At 68.7% G+C, this 18,745-nt stretch carries 14 protein-coding genes; 10 read left to right on the top strand and 4 right to left on the bottom strand.

Annotated elements, in window-relative coordinates:
• Position 1: 1 nt before the first annotated feature.
• The 3 genes from GC092_RS12745 to GC092_RS12735 form a co-directional block, all read right to left on the bottom strand.
• Positions 2–529: a hypothetical protein gene (locus GC092_RS12745; RefSeq protein WP_271174454.1), complete on the bottom strand. Its 528-nt coding sequence runs from the start codon at positions 527–529 to the stop codon at positions 2–4.
• A 115-nt stretch (positions 530–644) separates the two neighbouring features.
• Positions 645–1,505 (bottom strand): spermidine synthase, encoded by an 861-nt coding sequence (locus GC092_RS12740; protein ID WP_324012347.1) that lies wholly within the window; start codon positions 1,503–1,505, stop codon positions 645–647.
• A 54-nt stretch (positions 1,506–1,559) separates the two neighbouring features.
• Entirely contained in the window at positions 1,560–1,973 is a 414-nt protein-coding gene (locus GC092_RS12735) for a GIY-YIG nuclease family protein (protein WP_324012345.1), read from the bottom strand.
• A 338-nt stretch (positions 1,974–2,311) separates the two neighbouring features.
• Here GC092_RS12735 and GC092_RS12730 point away from each other — a divergent pair, with 338 nt between their 5' ends.
• From GC092_RS12730 to GC092_RS12705, 6 genes are all read left to right on the top strand, one after another.
• Positions 2,312–5,806 carry a DNA-directed RNA polymerase subunit beta gene (locus GC092_RS12730; RefSeq protein ID WP_324012344.1) on the top strand — a complete coding sequence of 1,165 codons (3,495 nt, stop codon included), beginning with the start codon at positions 2,312–2,314 and terminating at the stop codon, positions 5,804–5,806.
• Between the two features lie 42 nt (positions 5,807–5,848).
• Entirely contained in the window at positions 5,849–9,724 is a 3,876-nt protein-coding gene (gene rpoC, locus GC092_RS12725; RefSeq protein ID WP_271174458.1) for a DNA-directed RNA polymerase subunit beta', read from the top strand.
• A gap of 129 nt (positions 9,725–9,853) precedes the next feature.
• Positions 9,854–10,033: a hypothetical protein gene (locus GC092_RS12720; protein WP_271174459.1), complete on the top strand. Its 180-nt coding sequence runs from the start codon at positions 9,854–9,856 to the stop codon at positions 10,031–10,033.
• Positions 10,034–10,128: 95 nt separating this feature from the next.
• Positions 10,129–11,385 carry a CvpA family protein gene (locus GC092_RS12715; RefSeq protein ID WP_324012341.1) on the top strand — a complete coding sequence of 419 codons (1,257 nt, stop codon included), beginning with the start codon at positions 10,129–10,131 and terminating at the stop codon, positions 11,383–11,385.
• On the top strand, positions 11,382–11,867 hold the full coding sequence (locus GC092_RS12710) for a DUF6121 family protein (RefSeq protein ID WP_324012339.1): 486 nt from the start codon (positions 11,382–11,384) through the stop codon (positions 11,865–11,867). The genes GC092_RS12715 and GC092_RS12710 overlap by 4 nt, the downstream gene beginning before the upstream one ends.
• Positions 11,868–11,912: 45 nt before the next feature.
• Positions 11,913–12,584: a spermidine/putrescine ABC transporter substrate-binding protein gene (locus GC092_RS12705; RefSeq protein WP_282980224.1), complete on the top strand. Its 672-nt coding sequence runs from the start codon at positions 11,913–11,915 to the stop codon at positions 12,582–12,584.
• 77 nt (positions 12,585–12,661) lie between these two features.
• Here GC092_RS12705 and GC092_RS12700 read toward each other — a convergent pair whose 3' ends face one another.
• A complete protein-coding gene (locus tag GC092_RS12700; protein ID WP_324012338.1) occupies positions 12,662–13,051 on the bottom strand; it encodes an META domain-containing protein in 390 nt (129 codons plus the stop codon).
• A gap of 174 nt (positions 13,052–13,225) precedes the next feature.
• Here GC092_RS12700 and GC092_RS12695 point away from each other — a divergent pair, with 174 nt between their 5' ends.
• From GC092_RS12695 to fusA, 4 genes are all read left to right on the top strand, one after another.
• Complete coding sequence (locus GC092_RS12695) at positions 13,226–15,343, top strand: trypsin-like serine protease (protein ID WP_324012337.1); 2,118 nt, start codon at positions 13,226–13,228, stop codon at positions 15,341–15,343.
• A gap of 299 nt (positions 15,344–15,642) precedes the next feature.
• Positions 15,643–16,011, top strand: a complete 369-nt coding sequence (gene rpsL, locus GC092_RS12690; protein WP_067194597.1) for a 30S ribosomal protein S12 — start codon at positions 15,643–15,645, stop codon at positions 16,009–16,011.
• A gap of 5 nt (positions 16,012–16,016) precedes the next feature.
• Positions 16,017–16,487 carry a 30S ribosomal protein S7 gene (gene rpsG / locus GC092_RS12685; protein WP_271174465.1) on the top strand — a complete coding sequence of 157 codons (471 nt, stop codon included), beginning with the start codon at positions 16,017–16,019 and terminating at the stop codon, positions 16,485–16,487.
• Positions 16,488–16,579: 92 nt separating this feature from the next.
• Positions 16,580–18,694 (top strand): elongation factor G, encoded by a 2,115-nt coding sequence (fusA, locus tag GC092_RS12680; protein WP_282980231.1) that lies wholly within the window; start codon positions 16,580–16,582, stop codon positions 18,692–18,694.
• Positions 18,695–18,745 lie beyond the last annotated feature (51 nt).

Raw genomic sequence — 18,745 nt, 5'->3', positions numbered from 1 at the left:
GTCAGCTCGCGACGGCGGAGCGGGGGCGACGGCGCTCGGCGGCCTCGATCGCCGACATCGTCGCCTCGAGCTGCTGCTCGGGGGCGCCCATCTCCTGGCGCAGGAAGAGCACGCGCTTGAAGTCCTGGCGGGCGCCCTCGAAGTCGCCCGCGTCGAAGCGCGTCTTGCCGCGGTGCTGGAGCGCGAAGGCGGCGATGCCCGCCCACTCCTGGCCCTCGGCCTCCTCGATGCAGGTCGACAGCTCGTACTCGGCGGCCGCGTACGCGCCGCGGAACTGCTGCACCGTCGCGTGCAGCACGCGGGCGCGCAGGAGGTCCTTGCGGGTTCCGGCCATCCGCGCGACGCGGACGGCCTGCTCCGAGATCGAGAGGGCCTCGTCGAGCTCGCCGAGCACCTTCAGCAGCCACACCCGCTCGAGCAGAGCGGGAAGGCTCCGCTGCGGGCCGATCTCCGCGAGGCGCTCGCGGCACTCGGCGGGGTCGACGACCTCACGAAGGGTCTCCGGATCGTATCCGTGGATGTAGCTCAATTCCCACTCCCTTCCGCGCAGTCGCCTGTCCAGTGTGCAACGCGTCCGCGCATCCGCCGGGCAGGCACACCGGGCCGGGTCGGATCGATCGCGGATCGGAAGAAACGCGTCCGCGTCAGCGCTCGAAGAGCGACGCGGACGGCTTGGGCGAGGCCGTCGCATCCGCGTCGGTCGCGGGGATGGCGCCGCGCACGAACTCGTCGATCTCGCGGCCCTCGGCGACCTTCGCGGGGTGCGGCCCGGCCGCCATGAGCCGCGGCAGCCACTCGGTCGGGAGGGGTGCGGACGACGCCGCGACGACGAGGTTGCCGAAGCGCCGGCCCTTGAGCACCTGCACCTCGGCGAGCACGACGACGTGCGGCAGCACGTCGCGGATGGTTGCCACCTGCCTCCGCGCGAACGCGAGGCCCGCGCCATCCGCGACGTTGACGAGCAGCACGCCGTGCGGCGCGAGGAGCGCGGCGGCCGCGCGGTAGAACTCGACCGTCGTGAGGTGCGCGGGCGTCTGCGCGCCCGAGTACACGTCGGAGACGAGCAGGTCGACCTGCCCCGTCAGGGCGGAGGGGAGTCGTCCGAGGCCCTCGCGCGCATCGCCGATCCGGATGCGGATGGCCGCGCCGCGGGGGAGCGGGAGCTGCGCGCGGACGAGGTCGACGAGCGCCTGCTCGAGCTCGACGACCTGCTGCCGCGAGCCCGGCCGCGTCGCGTCGATGTACCGCGGGATCGTGAGGCCCCCGCCGCCGAGGTGCACGGCCGTGAGCGGGCCGGGCGGCAGCTGGTCGATGACCGCGCCCATCCGCGCGACGTACTCGAAGTGCAGGTGCGTCGGATCGTCGAGGTCGACGTGCGACTGCGGGGTGCCGTCGACGATCAGCTCCCAGCCCGAGCCGAACTCGCTCGGCGCGATCCGCGCGATCGACCCGTCCGACAGACGCGCCTGCGGCTCGTCGCGCTCGTCTCTCCGCTGGCGTCCCATGCGTCCATCCTCTCGCGGGGCGATGCGTCTCGCGCCGCAGGGCCTCTCGCGGGGTCAGGGACGGTGCGCGTCGGCGAGCCAGCGCAGGTACCGGTGCCACGGATCGCCGTCGGCGAGCGAGGCGATGTGCGCGAGCAGCTCGGGCGCGGCCGTGAACCACTCGCCGCCCTCGCGCAGGTGCGCGAACTGCGCATGCCGGGCCTGCTCGACCGGCCTCCCGCCCTGCTCGAACGCGAGCAGCTCCTCGTGGCGGATGGCGCGGAGCCGGCGGCGGGGATCGGCCGACGTCCCGATCTTCACGCGCTCGGCGTAGCGGAGGTAGTAGACGACCTCGACGCGCGGCGGGGCGAGGTCCGCGTCGGGAGCGTCGCCGACGATCCATCCGCACCGTCCGCACCGCGGCCATCCGCCGACGCGCTCGCCCTCGCGCCCTCCGCAGAAGGCGCACGGGTCGGCCAGTGTCGTCACCCGCCGAGGCTACGCCGGGGCTCCGACACTCGCGCCGCGACCGGCGCCCTCACCCGCGCCGCCATCGGCTCCCGAGTCGGCCCGCAGCGCCGCCGGGCGCGCATTTATACCGGACAGTCCGAGCGAGGTCAAGGACTCCGCTTGCCACGGCGCGTCAGAGGGTCTATGCTTGAGATTTGCGCTCTTATGGGTCATCCATGCCTTCATATGGTGGTCGGCTGGCTCCCGTGATCCCCGCAGATAGCGGCGTGCGAATCACAGGATAGACCCGAAGCGCACCTCACCTGTCGACAAGGAATCTAGCGGCCCCGCACGCGGGGCTCATGGAGGTTTTCCCCTTGGCTGCTGCGCGCAACGCATCCACCACCACCCCGAAGAACGGACGCGGAGCATCCCGCCTCTCGTTCGCCAAGATCTCCGACACGCTCACGGTCCCCGACCTGCTGGCGCTGCAGACCGAGTCGTTCGACTGGCTCGTCGGCAACGAGGCCTGGAAGGCCCGCGTCGCCGAGGCGAAGGCCGCCGGACGCACCGACGTGCCCGAGCGGAGCGGTCTCGACGAGATCTTCGAGGAGATCTCGCCCATCGAGGACCTGAGCGAGACGATGCAGCTCTCGTTCACCAACCCCTACCTCGAGCCCGAGAAGTACACGATCGAGGAGTGCAAGGACCGCGGCAAGACCTACGCGGCCCCGCTCTACGTCGAGGCCGAGTTCATGAACCACCAGACCGGTGAGATCAAGACTCAGACGGTCTTCATGGGCGACTTCCCGCTGCAGACCGACAAGGGCACGTTCATCATCAACGGCACCGAGCGTGTCGTGGTGTCGCAGCTCGTCCGCTCGCCCGGCGTCTACTTCGACAAGACCCCCGACAAGACGTCCGACAAGGACATCGTGTCGGCGCGCGTCATCCCCAGCCGCGGCGCCTGGCTCGAGTTCGAGATCGACAAGCGCGACCAGGTCGGCGTCCGCATCGACCGCAAGCGCAAGCAGTCGGTCACGGTGTTCCTCAAGGCCCTCGGCCTCTCGAGCGACGACATCCTCGCCGAGTTCGCCGGCATCTCCTCGATCGAGGAGACCCTCGCGAAGGACACGATCCTCACGCAGGAGGAGGCGCTCCGCGACATCTACCGCAAGCTGCGTCCGGGCGAGCAGGTCGCCGCCGAGGCAGCGCGCTCGCTGCTCGACAACTTCTACTTCAACCCGAAGCGCTACGACCTCGCCAAGGTCGGCCGCTACAAGCTGAACCAGAAGCTCGGCCTCGACAAGCCGCTCACCGACTCGGTGCTCACGGTCGAGGACATCGTCGCGACGATCAAGTACCTCGTCCGCCTGCACCGCGGCGACGAGACCTTCGAGGGCGTCCGCAAGGGCGGCGAGGTCGTCGACCTCCGCATCGAGGTCGACGACATCGACAACTTCGGCAACCGTCGCATCCGCGCGGTGGGCGAGCTCATCCAGAACCAGGTCCGCACCGGTCTGTCGCGCATGGAGCGCGTCGTCCGCGAGCGCATGACCACGCAGGACATCGAGGCGATCACGCCGCAGACCCTGATCAACGTGCGCCCCGTCGTCGCCGCGATCAAGGAGTTCTTCGGAACGTCGCAGCTGTCGCAGTTCATGGACCAGAACAACCCGCTCGCGGGTCTGACCCACAAGCGCCGCCTGTCGGCGCTGGGCCCCGGCGGTCTCTCGCGCGACCGCGCGGGCGTCGAGGTCCGTGACGTCCACCCGTCGCACTACGGCCGCATGTGCCCGATCGAGACGCCGGAAGGCCCGAACATCGGCCTCATCGGCTCGCTCGCGTCGTTCGCGCGCATCAACGCGTTCGGCTTCATCGAGACGCCGTACCGCCGCGTCGTCGACGGCCGCGTGACGAACGAGATCGACTACCTCACCGCCGCCGAGGAGACGCGCTTCAACGTCGCCCAGGCCAACGCGGTCCTCAACGAGGACGGCACGTTCGCCGACGAGCGCGTGCTCGCGCGTCAGCGCGGCAACGAGGTCGACCTCGTGCCCGCCGACGAGGTGTCGTACATGGACGTCTCGCCGCGCCAGATGGTGTCGGTCGGAACCTCGCTCATCCCGTTCCTCGAGCACGACGACGCGAACCGCGCGCTCATGGGCGCCAACATGCAGCGTCAGGCCGTTCCGCTCCTCGTCGCCGAGTCGCCGCTGGTCGGCACCGGCATGGAGGGCTACGCGGCCATCGACGCGGGCGACTCGATCATCGCCGACAAGGCGGGCGTCGTCACCGACGTCACGAGCGACTACGTCTCGGTGCAGCTCGACGAGGGCGGCCGCCGCGACTACTTCCTGCGCAAGTTCGACCGCTCGAACCAGGGCAACTGCTACAACCAGCGTGCGATCGTGACCGCGGGCGAGCGCGTCGAGGTCGGCGAGGTCATCGCGGATGGCCCGGCGACGGAGAACGGCGAGCTCGCGCTCGGCAAGAACCTGCTTGTCGGGTTCATGTCGTGGGAGGGCCACAACTTCGAGGACGCGATCATCCTCAGCCAGAACCTCGTGAAGGACGACACCCTCACCTCGATCCACATCGAGGAGTACGAGGTCGACGCCCGTGACACGAAGCTCGGCAAGGAGGAGATCACCCGCGACCTCCCCAACGTGAGCCCCGAGCTCCTGAAGGACCTCGACGAGCGCGGCATCATCCGCATCGGCGCCGAGGTCCGCCCCGGCGACATCCTCGTCGGCAAGGTCACGCCCAAGGGCGAGACCGAGCTCTCGGCCGAGGAGCGCCTGCTCCGCGCGATCTTCAACGAGAAGAGCCGCGAGGTCCGCGACACGTCGCTCAAGGTGCCGCACGGCGAGCAGGGCACGATCATCGCGGTCAAGGAGTTCAACGCCGAGGAGGGCGACGACGAGCTCGGCTCGGGCGTCAACCGCCGCGTCGTGGTCTACATCGCCCAGAAGCGCAAGATCACCGAGGGCGACAAGCTCGCCGGCCGTCACGGCAACAAGGGCGTCATCGCGAAGATCCTCCCCGTCGAGGACATGCCGTTCCTCGCCGACGGAACGCCGCTCGACGTCGTGCTGAACCCGATGGGCATCCCCGGCCGAATGAACTTCGGCCAGGTCCTCGAGACGCACCTCGGCTGGATCGCCAAGCAGGGCTGGAAGATCGAGGGCGAGCCCGAGTGGGCCGTGCACATCCCCGAGGACGCCCGCGAGGTCGCCCCCGGCACGAAGGTCGCGACCCCCGTGTTCGACGGCGCCTACGAGTCCGAGATCGCGGGTCTGCTCGACTCGACGCTCCCGACGCGCGACGGCGACCGCCTCATCGACCGCTCGGGCAAGGCGCAGCTCTTCGACGGCCGCACCGGCGAGCCCTACCCGGCTCCGATCTCGGTCGGCTACATGTACATCCTGAAGCTGCACCACCTCGTCGACGACAAGATCCACGCGCGCTCGACGGGCCCGTACTCGATGATCACCCAGCAGCCGCTCGGTGGTAAGGCGCAGTTCGGCGGTCAGCGCTTCGGCGAGATGGAGGTGTGGGCCCTCGAGGCCTACGGCGCCGCGTACGCGCTGCAGGAGCTCCTCACGGTCAAGTCCGACGACATCCTCGGCCGCGTCAAGGTGTACGAGGCCATCGTCAAGGGCGAGAACATCCCCGAGCCCGGCATCCCCGAGTCCTTCAAGGTGCTCATGAAGGAGATGCAGTCGCTCTGCCTGAACGTCGAGGTCCTCTCGTCCGACGGCACGGCGGTCAACCTCCGCGACACCGACGACGAGGCCTTCCGCGCTGCGGAGGAGCTCGGCATCAACATCTCCAGCCGATTCGAGTCCGCCTCGATCGACGAGATCTGATCCGGCCAGCCGATTTAGAGATTTCCGAATACAGGAGAACTAGTGCTCGACGCAACAACTTTCGATGAGCTTCGCATCGGCCTGGCCACCGCCGACGACATCCGTCGCTGGTCCTTCGGCGAGGTCAAGAAGCCCGAGACCATCAACTACCGCACGCTGAAGCCGGAGAAGGACGGCCTCTTCGGCGAGCAGATCTTCGGTCCCAGCCGCGACTGGGAGTGCGCCTGCGGCAAGTACAAGCGCGTCCGCTTCAAGGGCATCGTCTGCGAGCGCTGCGGCGTGGAGGTCACCAAGAGCTCCGTCCGCCGTGAGCGCATGGGCCACATCGAGCTCGCCGCGCCCGTGACGCACATCTGGTACTTCAAGGGCGTTCCGTCGCGCCTCGGGTACCTGCTCGACATGGCGCCGAAGGACCTCGAGAAGGTCATCTACTTCGCCGCCTACATGGTCATCTCGGTCGACGAGGAGGCGCGTCACCGCGACATGCCGACTCACGAGAACAACCTGCGTCTCGAGATCAAGAACCTGAACGACCGTCGTGACTCGCGCATCGCGGCTCGCCTCCAGAAGCTGGAGGAGGAGCTCGCGGCTCTCGAGGCCGAGGACGCCAAGGCAGACCAGAAGAAGAAGGTCCGCGACGCCGCCGAGAAGGAGATGGCGACCATCCGCAAGCGCGCGGACGAGTCCATCGCCAAGCTCGAGCGGATGTGGGAGGAGTTCCGCTCCCTCAAGGTCGGCGAGCTCAAGGCGGAGGACGACGTCTTCCAGGAGCTCCAGGACCGCTTCGGCCAGTACTTCGAGGCGCACATGGGCGCCGAGGCGATCCAGCGTCGCCTCGCGGAGTTCGACCTGGAGGCCGAGGCCGAGTCGCTGCGCAACCAGATCGCCGAGGGCAAGGGCCAGCGCAAGATCCGTGCGATCAAGCGCCTCAAGGTCGTCAACTCGTTCATCTCGACCGGCATGACGCCGGCCGCGATGGTGCTCGACGTCGTCCCGGTCATCCCGCCGGAGCTGCGCCCGATGGTCCAGCTCGACGGCGGCCGCTTCGCCACGAGCGACCTGAACGACCTCTACCGTCGCGTGATCAACCGCAACAACCGCCTGCGCCGCCTTCTCGACCTCGGGGCTCCCGAGATCATCGTGAACAACGAGAAGCGCATGCTGCAGGAGGCCGTCGACGCGCTGTTCGACAACGGCCGCCGCGGTCGCCCCGTCACCGGCACCGGCAACCGCGCCCTCAAGTCCCTGAGCGACATGCTCAAGGGCAAGCAGGGTCGCTTCCGCCAGAACCTGCTCGGAAAGCGCGTCGACTACTCGGGCCGTTCGGTCATCGTCGTCGGCCCGCAGCTCAAGCTGCACCAGTGCGGTCTGCCCAAGCAGATGGCGCTCGAGCTGTTCAAGCCGTTCGTGATCAAGCGCCTGATCGACCTCGGTCACTCGCAGAACATCAAGGCCGCCAAGCGCGCGGTCGAGCGCACGCGTCCCGAGGTGTGGGATGTGCTCGAGGAGATCATCCGCGAGCGCCCGGTTCTCCTGAACCGCGCCCCCACGCTGCACCGTCTGGGCATCCAGGCGTTCGAGCCGCAGCTCGTCGAGGGCAAGGCCATCCAGCTGCACCCGCTCGTCTGCGCGGCGTTCAATGCCGACTTCGACGGCGACCAGATGGCCGTGCACCTTCCGCTGTCGGTCGAGGCTCAGGCCGAGGCGCGCATCCTCATGCTCGCGTCGAACAACATCCTGAAGCCGTCGGACGGCCGTCCGGTGACCCTGCCCTCGCAGGACATGATCATCGGCCTGCACCACCTGACCACGCTCAAGGACGGCGCGACCGGCGAGGGCCGCGTGTTCGGCTCGGTGTGGGAGGCGCAGCTCGCCAAGGAGGAGGGCACGCTCGACCTCCAGGCGAAGGTCCGCATCCGCATCCCGGGTCTCGAGTTCCTCGAGGGCCAGGCTCCGGAGGGCTACGACAAGCACGGCCTCGTCGACACCTCGCTCGGCCAGGCGATCTTCAACGACCAGCTGCCGAAGGGCTACCCCTTCGTGCGCGAGCAGGCCGACAAGGGCAAGCTCTCGCAGATCGTGAACAAGCTGGCCGAGGAGTACCCGAAGGTCGTCGTGGCGGAGACGCTCGACAAGATCAAGGACGCGGGCTTCTACTGGGCCACGCGCTCGGGTGTCACGGTCGCGCTCAGCGACGTGCTCACGCCGCCGAACAAGGCCGAGATCGTCGCGCGCTACGAGCAGCAGGCCGCGAAGGTCACCGCTCAGTACGAGAAGGGCCTCACGACCGACGAGGAGCGCCGCACCGAGCTGGTCCGCATCTGGACCGAGGCGACGGACGAGATCCAGAAGGAGATGCGCGCCAACTTCCCGGCCGACAACACCATCAACCGCATGGTGTCGTCGGGTGCCCGTGGTAACTGGCTGCAGATCCGGAACATCGCGGGTATCCGCGGTCTGGTGAACAACCCGAAGGGCGAGATCATCCCCCGCCCGATCATCTCGTCGTACCGCGAGGGTCTGTCGGTGGCGGAGTACTTCATCGCCACGCACGGTGCCCGCAAGGGTCTCGCCGACACGGCTCTCCGTACGGCCGACTCGGGCTACCTCACGCGTCGTCTCGTCGACGTCTCGCAGGATGTCATCATCCGCGAGGAGGACTGCGGCACGTCGAAGGGCCTCGAGTACCCGATCGCCGCTGCCGACGCGTCGGGCGTGCTCGTGCGCGACGCGAACGTCGAGAACTCGGTGTTCGCGCGCAGCCTCGCGGTCGACGTGGTCGGGGAGGACGGCACCGTCCTCGCGCAGGCCGGCCAGGACGTCGGCGACGTGCTGATCGACCAGCTCGTGGAGTCGGGCGTCACCTCGATCAAGGTGCGCTCGGTGCTCACGTGCGACTCGGCGGTCGGCGTCTGCGCCCGCTGCTACGGCCGCTCGCTCGCGACCGGCAACCTGGTCGACATCGGCGAGGCCGTCGGCATCATCGCGGCCCAGTCGATCGGCGAGCCCGGCACGCAGCTCACGATGCGCACGTTCCACACCGGTGGATCGGCGTCGGCAGACGACATCACGCAGGGTCTTCCCCGCGTGCAGGAGCTGTTCGAGGCCCGCACCCCGAAGGGCGCTTCGCCCATCGCGGAGGCGGATGGCCGCATCACGATCGAGGAGACCGAGAAGCAGAAGAAGGTCATCCTCACGCCCGACAACGGCGACGAGCCGCACGTCTACCCGGTGCTGAAGCGCGCGACGCTTCTCGTCGAGGACGGCCAGCACGTCAAGGTCGGCGACCCGCTTCAGGTCGGCACGCTCGACCCGAAGGAGATCATGCGCGTGCAGGGCGCCCGCGAGGTGCAGAAGTACCTCGTCGGCGGCGTGCAGGGCGTGTACCGCTCGCAGGGTGTGCCGATCCACGACAAGCACATCGAGGTCATCGTGCGCCAGATGCTGCGGAAGGTCACCGTGGTCGACCACGGCGAGACCGACCTGCTGCCGGGCGAGATGGTCGACATGCGCCGCTACCAGGACATCAACCGCGCGGCGATCGCCGAGGGCAAGCGCCCCGCGTCGGGTCGTCCCGAGCTGATGGGTATCACGAAGGCGTCGCTCGCGACGGAGTCGTGGCTGTCGGCCGCGTCGTTCCAGGAGACGACGCGCGTGCTCACCGAGGCCGCCATGCAGGGCAAGCGCGACCCGCTGATCGGTCTCAAGGAGAACGTCATCATCGGAAAGCTCATCCCCGCGGGGACGGGCCTGTCGAAGTACCGCGATGTCGTGGTCGAGGCGACGGAGGAGGCGAAGAGCGAGCGGTACCCCAACCGCATCTTCGCGTCGGACGGCGCCTACGCCGAGGGCGACTACTCGTTCGTCGACTTCGACGCGTTCTCGACCGACGACTTCACGCCCGGGACGTACAACTGATCCGGCTGTGAAGCATTGAGGAGGCCCCGGGGTTCGCCCCGGGGCCTCCTTCGTCGTCCGGGGCCGGATGGCACTCCCGGCAGACGCGTGTCGCGCGCGGGGGCCGGGTGCGGGCTCTACCCTGGTGCCATGGCGATCGGGGGACGCAATCTCGCAGCCACGTGGATCGCGGGGCTGCTCATCGTGGGGATCATCGGCGCGATCCTGTGGGTCGCGTTCCCGTCGCTGCACATCGTCGGCGACTGGGTCGTCGCGGCGGTCGACTTCTTCTTCGACTGGCTCCGCTCGATCACGCCGACACGCCCGTAGAGCCCGACATTCCGCGGCGAGGCTCCGGCGACACGCCGCGCCGCGTAGGTATTCTCGCGGGCAGGGGAGAGTCCCCGTCGTGAGGAGTGCTTCTGATGAGCGACGCCCAGGGTTCGAACGGCGGACCGCGCAACGGCGATCCCATCGAGGAGTCGGCACCCGCCGACGCGCCCGAGACCGCCGTGCCCGAGAACGACGACGCCCGCGCGGCCGACGCGTGGTCGCCCGCGGATGGCCAGGGCGCGGAGAGCGCTGAGGTCGCGAATTCGGACGAGCGCGTCGCGGGCACCTTCACGGAGTCCGCGGAGCCCGCCCCCGCTGCGCCCGCGTCGAGCGAGGCTCCGGTGGCCGACTCCGAGGCAGGGCCTGCCGACGCGGCCATCCCGGCGGCGTCGTCGGACGAGCTCCACATGCCGGCCGCTCCCGAGGACGACGCCACGGCCGCCGATGCGCCCGTCGCGGACGCTCCCGCCGATGCACCCGCGTCCACGCACATCCCGCCGGTCGACAACGACCACGACGGCGAGCCCGACTACGCGGCCCTGGCCGCCGAGCTCGAGGAGTTCGAGCGCCGCAACGCGGACGCGAGCGACTCCTTCTCCGCGCCGGGAGCCGCAGGGCCCACGGCCGCGGGCGTCGCAGCAGCGGGTGCCGCCGACGCGCAGGACAAGCGGAACGACCCGTGGTTCGAGCCGGCCAAGACCGAGACGTTCTCGGCCTCGGAGCCGGCGGTCACGGCATCGGAGCCCGTGGTCGAGCCGCAGACGACGGCTGCCCCGGTCGCACCCCAGCCGATCTTCGTGCAGGCGCCCGAGCCGCCGAAGGTCCGCGGCAACCGCGGCGCGGCCGGCCTCATCGGCCTCGTCGCCGCGATCGTCTTCGCCATCCTCTACTTCGCCGCGACCCTCGGCTGGCGCCTGCTCGCCGGCGAGGCCGAGCTCTCGACCATCGCCGAGCCCGCCGTCGCGCTCCTCACGAGCTTCGAGTTCTGGGTTCCCGTGGTCGTGTTCTGGCTCGGCTTCTGGCTGCTCGGCGCCCTCGTGAACCGCGCCCGCTGGGGCAAGTGGGTCATCTTCGGCCTCCTCGTGGGCGTGATCTCCTACGGCGGGCACCTCCTCGGCCAGCTGTTCCAGGCCCCGTTCTGGATGCTCACGCCGTCGCAGGGGTCGGAGCTCGTCGCCGAGAGCCTGCTGTCGCCGGTCGCGATCGTCGCGTTCATCCTCGGCCGCGAGATCACGATCTGGTTCGGAGCCTGGGCCGCCCGCCGCGGCGCCAAGGTCACGGCGCAGAACGCCGAGGCTCAGGCCGAGTACGAGCGCACGCTCGAGGCAGGTCCGCAGCTCTCGCAGTGACCGCACCTCTTCGCGAAGGCGAGGGGCTTCCCGCAGGGACGCTCCTCGCCTTCGCTGTCGCTGCCGACGGCGCGCTCGTCGTCTGCGGGCTCGGCTTCGGCAGCCTCCTCACGGGCAGCGATGTCATCGAGACCCCGGGCATCGGGATCGTCCCGGCCGCTCTCGCGGTCGTCGTGAGCATCGCGGTGTTCGGCCTCGCGCTGTGGCCCGCGCTGCGCATCCCTCATCCGACCTTCGTCCGCGTGATCGGGGTGCTGTTCGCGTCCGCCGCGGCCTACGGCGCGGCGCTCTGGCTGCTCGCGCTCGCGTTCGGCGCGGGCATCGCGTCGGCGACGGCCGCGGTCGCCGACGTGACGATCGGATGGCCGGTGCCGGTCATCGCCGGCGCCGCGGCGGTCGCGGCCTGGGGCGCGATCGCCGTGCGGCGCACGCGCGCGCGGCGCCCCCTCTGGCCGTGGGAGCGCCACGATGACGACGAGTAGCCGAGAGTCCGCACCGCGAGAGCCCGGGCGTCATACCCTGTGATCATGGAGCGCGCGCTCGACTCGCAGGTGGCGCAGGCGGTGGATGCCTGGCTCCGCTGGCTGCCGCGCTGGCAGCCGGCGACGCACCGCGGTCGATCCGCGCCCTGCCGCCGCTGCTTCGGCTCGCCCGTGCTCTCCGCCGCGGGGGTCGGATCGGATGTCCCGCACGGCGTCCAGCACGGCCTCTCGACCCGCATGAAGAAGATCGTCGACCTCGCGGTCGCCGAGTACACCGCGCGGAACCTGCCGCTTCTCCAGCTCGAGCTCGACCAGCAGGCGGCGCGGAATCAGGCGCGCTCGTATCGTCCGGGGGAGGACCTCGCCCCCGAGTACGAGGGGCTGCCGCTCGACCCGGATCCCGTGCCGGGCGCGCCGTTCCTCTTCACGATCGAGGGGCTCGCGAGCGAGGCCGACGCCGAGGTGCCGAGCCTGCCGCCGCTCTCCGACGAGGCCAAGGAGGCTCTCCGCCGCGAGGTCGGTCTGGCTGACGAGTATGCGAACCTCGTCGGGCGCGAGATCTGCTCGCTGCTCCTGGGGCACCGACTGCGGATCCAGGCCGCGATCGTGGAGTTCGTCGAGCCTCAGGTCGAGGCCATGCTGGCCGAGCTGACGCGCTCCCTCGACACGCCGTTCGGGCCCGACGACTTCCTCTCCGGGCCGGGCAAGACCCCCTGAAACGCGACATCCCCGCCTCCGAGGAGACGGGGATGTGTCCATTTCGGTGGGCAGTTGTGCCCATCGAAATCGTCGAATCAGCTCTCGCGAGCGAGCGATCCGAGGGGCTCGCCGGTCTTGTCGAAGACCTCGAGAGTGGTCTCTCCGACCGTGATCGTCTTGACCTTCGAGAGCCATGTGTCGACCCCGGGGCAGGCCCTCAGCGTGCTCGCCGCGAACGTCACGGTGACGGTGTCGCCGTCCTGCTCGTAGCGGCCGCCGATGCCGTTGCACCCGTCGTTTCCCTGGAATTTCCCGTCCTCCGAGAAGGTCAGGTACGGCTCGTTCTCCTCGCTGCTCTGCCAGGTTCCGACAACCGAGTTCACGTCTTCCACCCCTTCTCCGCTGGTCGCGTTCGACGCGCAGCCGGCGAGCGCGAATCCCGCGAGCATCATCGCCGCTGCGGCCGTGATCCGCTTCCTGACCATGTCGTCCCCCGTTCATGTCGGCGAATGTGGACTTGCGTTTCATAGTAGGTGTGCGGATACTCTGGGTTCGCTGTGTCTCTCCCGAGAGACCCAAGCTTCCGGGGGCTGTGGGCCGAACCAGGCCTGGACCCCTGTTCCGAGAAGTTCGCACAAACGAGATCTGGGGGACTGGGTTTGAAGTCTTCAATTACGCGCGTCGCGCGTCTGGGAGCGCTGGGCGTCGCATCGGCGCTGGCGTTCGGCGGTGTCGCCGCGACGTCGGCGACCGCCGCTGAGGGCGCGGTCGCGCCGACGGAGGGCGACGCGTTCAAGACGCTGGCTCTCGAGCTCTTCAAGGACGAGGCCGTCACGGGCGTTCTCCATGACGGCGATGGCAACATCATCGTCCAGCGCCTCGAGGAGGGCGCGGACTCCGCCTCGGCGAAGTTCGACGCTTCGGCGGTCGCCGCAGAGATTGCCAAGGCGTACGAGAACGTCGAGGTGGTACCGGTCTCGGCAGACGAGCTCGCGAAGCCCACCGCTTCGACGGATGTCGTCGGCGGCGCGGGCATCTTCCTCACCTCGGACGGCCAGGACGGCGGGCTCTGCTCGGTGGGCTTCCCCGCCTGGACCCCTGACGGCAAGCCCGCCGTGCTCACTGCTGGACACTGCACCAGCGACGGCGCATTCGACCGCGTGTTCCTCACGGACCCCAAGGGCGACACGGCCGGCGGCGGCGCGGAGGACAACTCCACGATCTCGGTCACCCACGAGCTGGGCACCGAAGCGTTCACCCAGTTCGGTGGCGCGGGCAACACCGCCGGCGAGCCCGGCAACGCGACCGACGTCGCGGCGATCGATGTCACGAACGACGCGCTCGCGCTCATCCCCGGCATGACGAACTGGGAGAACACCGACGACCTGTCCGCGTCGCTCGCGACGAAGATCACGGGCGTTGGCGAGGCAGAGTTCGGACAGACGATCCAGCGGTCGGGTCGCACCACCGGCTACTCGTCGGGTCCGGTCGACACCGACGACATCAACCCCTACCTCGAGTACGAGGGCTACCTCGAGGTCGAGGGTCGCCTCGTCAAGGGCTTCGCGGCCCAGACCGAGGTCATCCCCGGCGACTCGGGCGGCACGGTCCTCCAGGGCAGCACCGCCGTCGGCATCGCTTCGGCGACCTTCACCTTCAACGGTGAGGAGCACATGTGGGCTGCCGACCTGAAGGCGGCGCTTGAGGCGACGCCGGGCTACACGGTCAAGCTCGACCTGCCCGAGGCGAAGGTCACCTCTATCGACTCTGGCGAGAACATCTCGTGGAACGCCGAGCTCTCGGGCACGGCCGGCGCGAACGCCGAGGTCGAGTACGCGTTCGTGAAGCAGGGCGCGAAGGCGTCCTGGGAGAACAGCGCGAAGACGAAGGCCGACGGCGAGGGCAACTGGAAGCTCACCGGCCCCGCGACCCCCGGCGACTACACGATCTACGCCCGCTCGACGAGCGGCTTCAACACGTCCGACGTCACGTCGATCGACGTGCAGGTCTTCCCGACCGCTCCCGGCATCACCTCGCCCGAGAACGGCAAGACCTACACCGACCCGGTGACGAAGATCACGGGCAACGCTGCGCCGAACACCGAGGTCACGCTCTCGGGTGACGTCAACGCCAAGGTCACGTCGGACGCCGACGGCAACTGGTCGCACAGCGTCGACCTCGCCGACCGCCGCGAGTACACCGTCAGCGCGCAGCAGACGATCAACGGCAAGACCTCGGACCGCACCACGGTGACCTTCACGGTCGGCGCGGCTGCTCCCGCGGCGCCGGAGTTCATCAACCCGGTCGACGGCGGCTCGTACGTCGAGGGCCAGGTCCCGACGACGATCACCGGCACCGGCACGAACGGCGCCACGGTCGAGCTCCGCGTGGGCGACAAGGTCGTCGGCACGGGCACGGTCGACGCCAACGTCTGGTCGATCAAGATCGAGCAGCTGCCGGTCGGCGAGCACAAGCTCGCCGCTCGCCAGATCGTCGACGGCGTGGCGAGCACCGACGCCGTGATCACCATCACGGTGACGGCCGCTCCGCAGGAGCCGCAGCAGCCTGAGCAGCCGCAGGGTGAGGAGAGCCCGACCCCGGCTCCCCAGGACCCGCAGCAGCCCCAGAAGCCCGAGCAGGAGCAGGACGGCAAGCTCGCTCCCACGGGCGCGGAGTTCAACGCCACGGCTCCGATCGCCATGGGCCTCGGCCTCGCGGTCGTCGCCGGCGGTGTCCTCCTCATCGCGCGTCGGCGTCAGCTGAACTCGGAGCGCTGAGCACGAGTTAGCGCATAGCGCAGAAGGGGCGTCCCGGACGGGGCGCCCCTTCTTCGCGCGTGCGGTACCACGGACAGCGCCGCGGCCATCCGATCGCCGTTTGACCGCGTGTCGCGCGACCCGTATCATAGGACGGGTGTGCGTACACGCGTCTGCGTGCGTGCCCACGATCGGGATGGGCCTGCGAACAGGTCACCCCCACGGCATATCCACCAGAAGTCTCTCGCTCTTTCGGCGTGGGGGTGGGTTTTCGTGAAACATCACGCGCTGTCACCGTGCAGCAATGAACAAGGAGAAACGTGCCAACTATTCAGCAGTTGGTTCGCAAGGGCCGTACGCCGAAGGTCTCGAAGACCAAGGCTCCGGCGCTGAAGGCGAACCCGCAGCAGGCGGGTGTCTGCACCCGCGTCTACACGACCACGCCCAAGAAGCCGAACTCGGCGATGCGCAAGGTCGCCCGTGTGAAGCTGCGCAACGGCACCGAGGTCACCGCCTACATCCCCGGTGAGGGTCACAACCTTCAGGAGCACTCGCTCGTGCTCGTCCGCGGTGGTCGTGTGAAGGACCTCCCCGGTGTGCGCTACAAGATCGTCCGCGGTGCGCTCGACACCCAGGCTGTCAAGAACCGTAAGCAGGCGCGCAGCCGCTACGGCGCGAAGAAGGGTTGAGTTAGATGCCTCGTAAGGGTCCGGCCCCCAAGCGCCCCGTCGTCAACGACCCGGTCTACGGCGCCCCGATCGTCACGCAGCTGGTCAACAAGATCCTCGTCGACGGCAAGAAGTCCATCGCCGAGCACATCGTCTACACCGCTCTCGAGGGTGTGGCCGCGAAGAACGGCCAGGACGCTGTCGCCACGCTGAAGAAGGCGCTCGACAACGTGCGCCCGACGCTCGAGGTCCGCAGCCGCCGCGTCGGTGGCTCGACGTACCAGGTTCCGGTCGAGGTCAAGCCTCACCGTGCCAACACGCTCGCTCTGCGCTGGCTCGTGAGCTACGCGAAGGGTCGCCGCGAGAAGACGATGACCGAGCGTCTCATGAACGAGATCCTCGACGCGTCGAACGGCCTCGGTGCCGCGGTCAAGCGCCGCGAGGACACCCACAAGATGGCCGAGTCGAACCGCGCCTTCGCGCACTACCGCTGGTAGGAAGCGCCCCGAGCCGGTCCCGGATCGCTCCCCGGGGCATCCGGGGCCGGCTTCCTGCTTCATTCCCTCTCCACACGTAAGGAAGAACGCAAGTGGCACAAGACGTGCTCACCGACCTCAAGAAGGTCCGCAACATCGGCATCATGGCGCACATCGATGCCGGTAAGACCACGACGACCGAGCGCATCCTGTTCTACACGGGCGTCAACCACAAGATCGGCGAGACCCACGACGGTGGCGCGACCACCGACTGGATGGAGCAGGAGCAGGAGCGTGGTATCACCATCACCTCCGCCGCTGTGACGTGCTTCTGGGACAAGAACCAGATCAACATCATCGACACCCCCGGTCACGTCGACTTCACCGTCGAGGTGGAGCGCTCGCTCCGCGTCCTCGACGGCGCGGTCGCCGTGTTCGACGGCAAGGAGGGCGTCGAGCCCCAGTCCGAGACGGTGTGGCGTCAGGCCGACAAGTACAACGTCCCCCGCATCTGCTTCGTCAACAAGATGGACAAGCTGGGCGCGGACTTCTACTTCACGGTCGACACGATCATCAACCGCCTGAAGGCGAAGCCGCTCGTGCTGCAGCTTCCCATCGGTGCCGAGAACGACTTCGTCGGCGTCGTCGACCTCGTCAACATGCGCGCTCTCACGTGGCCCGGCGACGCCAAGGGCGACGTGACCATGGGCGCCAAGTACGAGATCGGCGAGATCCCCGCCGACCTCGCCGACAAGGCTGCCGAGTACCGCGAGAAGCTCCTCGAGACCGTCGCCGAGAGCGACGACGTGCTGCTCGAGAAGTACTTCGGCGGCGAGGAGCTCACGGTCGACGAGATCAAGGGCGCCATCCGCAAGATGACGATCGCCAGCGAGGTCTACCCGGTCCTCTGCGGATCGGCGTTCAAGAACCGCGGCGTGCAGCCCATGCTCGACGCGGTCGTGGACTACCTCCCCTCGCCCCTCGACGTGCCGGCCATCGAGGCCCACGACCCGAAGGACGAAGAGAAGATCATCGAGCGTCACGCCGACCGTGACGAGCCCTTCGCGGCTCTCGCGTTCAAGGTCGTCTCGCACCCGTTCTTCGGCCGTCTGACCTACATCCGCGTCTACTCGGGCCACCTCGAGTCGGGTGCGCAGGTCGTCAACTCGACCAAGGGCAAGAAGGAGCGCATCGGGAAGATCTTCCAGATGCACGCCAACAAGGAGAACCCGGTCGAGTCGGTCACCGCGGGCCACATCTACGCGGTCATCGGCCTCAAGGACACGACCACGGGCGACACGCTCAGCGACCCGAACAACCAGGTCGTCCTCGAGTCGATGACGTTCCCGGAGCCGGTCATCGAGGTCGCGATCGAGCCCAAGACGAAGGCCGACCAGGAGAAGCTGGGTCTCGCGATCCAGAAGCTCGCGGAAGAGGACCCGACGTTCCGCGTCGAGAACAACGCCGAGACCGGTCAGACCGTCGTCAAGGGCATGGGCGAGCTGCACCTCGACATCCTCGTGGACCGCATGAAGCGCGAGTTCAAGGTCGAGGCCAACGTCGGCAAGCCGCAGGTGGCGTACCGCGAGACGATCCGCAAGGTCGTCGAGCGTCACGACTACACGCACAAGAAGCAGACCGGTGGCTCGGGTCAGTTCGCGAAGATCCAGTTCAAGCTGGAGCCGCTCGAGGTGACCGCCGACAAGACCTACGAGTTCGTCAACGAGGTCACCGGTGGCCGCATCCCGCGCGAGTACATCGAGCCGACGAACCAGGGCTTCCAGGACGCGATGAACACCGGCGTGCTCGCCGGCTACCCGATGGTCGGCGTCAAGGCGACCCTCGTGGACGGCGCATCGCACGACGTCGACTCCTCGGAGATGGCGTTCAAGATCGCCGGTTCGATGGGCTTCAAGGAGGCCGTCCGCAAGGCGAACCCGGTCATCCTCGAGCCGCTCATGGCCGTCGAGGTCCGTACGCCCGAGGAGTACATGGGCGACGTCATCGGCGACCTGAACTCGCGTCGTGGTCAGGTCCAGTCGATGGAGGACGCTCAGGGTGTGAAGGTCGTCAAGGCCCTCGTCCCGCTCTCGAGCATGTTCGGCTACATCGGCGACCTGCGTTCGAAGACGTCGGGCCGTGCTGTCTACTCGATGGAGTTCGACAGCTACGCCGAGGTCCCGAAGGCTGTCGCCGACGAGATCATCCAGAAGGGCAAGGGCGAGTAATTCGCCCGAGCCTCATGGCTCGCCGGGGCCGGCTGCGTGGCCGGCCCCGGC

The sequence above is a fragment of the Microbacterium sp. JZ37 genome (genome assembly GCF_035188445.1).
GTDB classification, from domain to species: domain Bacteria; phylum Actinomycetota; class Actinomycetes; order Actinomycetales; family Microbacteriaceae; genus Microbacterium; species Microbacterium barkeri.
The sequence above is the reverse complement of the archived record's forward strand: the minus strand, read 5'-3'. Positions and strand labels throughout refer to the sequence as shown.